General features: G+C 42.4%; 3 protein-coding genes and 1 pseudogene. All 4 read right to left on the reverse strand.

Translation table 11 applies throughout. From position 1 onward, the window contains the following. Nucleotides 1-209: 209 nt before the first annotated feature. Complete coding sequence (locus tag PX482_RS22750) at nucleotides 210-374, reverse strand: hypothetical protein (protein ID WP_002795997.1); 165 nt, start codon at nucleotides 372-374, stop codon at nucleotides 210-212. 435 nt (nucleotides 375-809) lie between these two features. After that, a complete protein-coding gene (locus PX482_RS22755; RefSeq protein WP_002764315.1) occupies nucleotides 810-1025 on the reverse strand; it encodes a DUF2283 domain-containing protein in 216 nt (71 codons plus the stop codon). Further along, nucleotides 1013-1333 carry a DUF4258 domain-containing protein gene (locus tag PX482_RS22760; protein ID WP_288094536.1) on the reverse strand — a complete coding sequence of 107 codons (321 nt, stop codon included), beginning with the start codon at nucleotides 1331-1333 and terminating at the stop codon, nucleotides 1013-1015. The genes PX482_RS22755 and PX482_RS22760 overlap by 13 nt, the downstream gene beginning before the upstream one ends. A gap of 35 nt (nucleotides 1334-1368) precedes the next feature. Further along, nucleotides 1369-1560: pseudogene (locus tag PX482_RS22765) on the reverse strand (hypothetical protein); the annotation flags it as partial. Between the last annotated feature and the right edge of the window lie 29 nt (nucleotides 1561-1589).

Consider the following 1589-nt stretch of genomic DNA (forward strand, 5'->3'; position numbering starts at 1 on the left):
CGTCGCAGTTTACCCAGGGAGTAAGAGCGAGATTTTCGGGCAGAATCAGGAAAAACAGTGAAAGAATGCAGAAAATGATTCATAAATTCCAGCTAAATTCTATAAACTGCGCCACCATGCCCAGAGGAAAAATACCAGCAACTTGGTTTTGGGTTCCCTCTTCTATTTTAAGGACTCCCTGTGCAAAAAAATTTTTTCTCGAAAGGTATCTAGATTAGGGTTGGCTGAAAAAGTTTGTTGGTGGGGTGAGGAGTCGGTCGCCGGTCGGGGAAGAGAGAGGCAAAAGGCAAGGGTTTGGAACTACACAAGGGAGGGTCTTTCTCCGTTTCCTGATGGGTTAAGCAAGAGGTAGAACCTCTAGAAATGCGTTGCAAGGGTCTCCCTTTGCGTTCGCTATTGTATAAACTCTTTGAAGTCTTGGTTCAGCATTATATTTATATTGATGATATTCTTGACGAATTTCTTCTAAGGCCGATAGTCTCGTTTGGTACGATTGACTACGCCAATAAGCTGTCTCCGTTTTGGGAGCTTTTAAGTTAACTTTTTGATAAGTGATTTTCATAGAGAGATTAAGTAGGTAGGCGTTAAAAACTATCAGACACCCCCCTTATCAAGGGGGGCAGGGGGGATCGACACCCCCCTTATCAAGGGTAGCTCCCCCCGCCTATCGGCACCCCCCTTATCAAGGGTAGCTCCCCCCGCCTATCGGCACCCCCCTTATCAAGGGGGGCAGGGGGGATCGAACCTAAAATCCATTTTTAATTTAATTATAACCCAGCTACTTAAGTGTCATTTTTGGCCTTTATTGTTTAAACAGGGATGGCGGTTTCTAGGGAAATTTTCAGATTCCTGTTCTCAGAAATCCTATAGTTAAGTTTTTCAAAACCAATAACTTCGCCTTTTTGATTTTTCATTAAAATAACTTCGTCGCCGGTTTCTTCGCAGAGATATTCCGAGGAGCGATCGCCAAACCACACGGTTAAGGTATTGCCCATCGGATCATAATAAACGTTTACTTCTGCCATAAAATTTCCCCTTCTTTAATTGCATCGGTGGGATAAGTGGTAATTAGGAAGCCATCACCATTGAGTTTTCGGATAATGGCACAGAGCCAACGTTTTGGTCGTTGAAATTGATAAAAAAGATAAACATTGGGATCACTGCGGCTACGTCGAATTTCATCAGGTTGGCTAAGGGTTTCTTGGACTAATTTTTCTTGTCCTTTCATTATAGGATGTTTTATCTGGGTGATAATTTCCCAATAGGTAACAGTGACGCAGATCGTACAATTAAGAAGGGTTAAAATCTCAAAAAATGGATCATTTTTGCTCATGTTTTGTCCTCATCAGCAAATTCTTAGTCAAGATGAAAACTGGCATCTTCGGGGGCGATAATTGTGACCGGAGAAATAGTCCCGACGGCCAATTTTGGCTGATTATAGAAACGATAACCGACGGTAAACAGGAAGATTAAGGGTCGTCGCAGTTTACCCAGGGAGTAAGAGCGAGATTTTCGGGCAGAATCAGGAAAAACAGTGAAAGAATGCAGAAAATGATTCATAAATTCCAGCTAAATTCTATAAACTGCGC

Source organism: Microcystis sp. M53602_WE12 (assembly GCF_030065455.1).
Classification (GTDB): Bacteria; Cyanobacteriota; Cyanobacteriia; order Cyanobacteriales; family Microcystaceae; genus Microcystis; species Microcystis aeruginosa.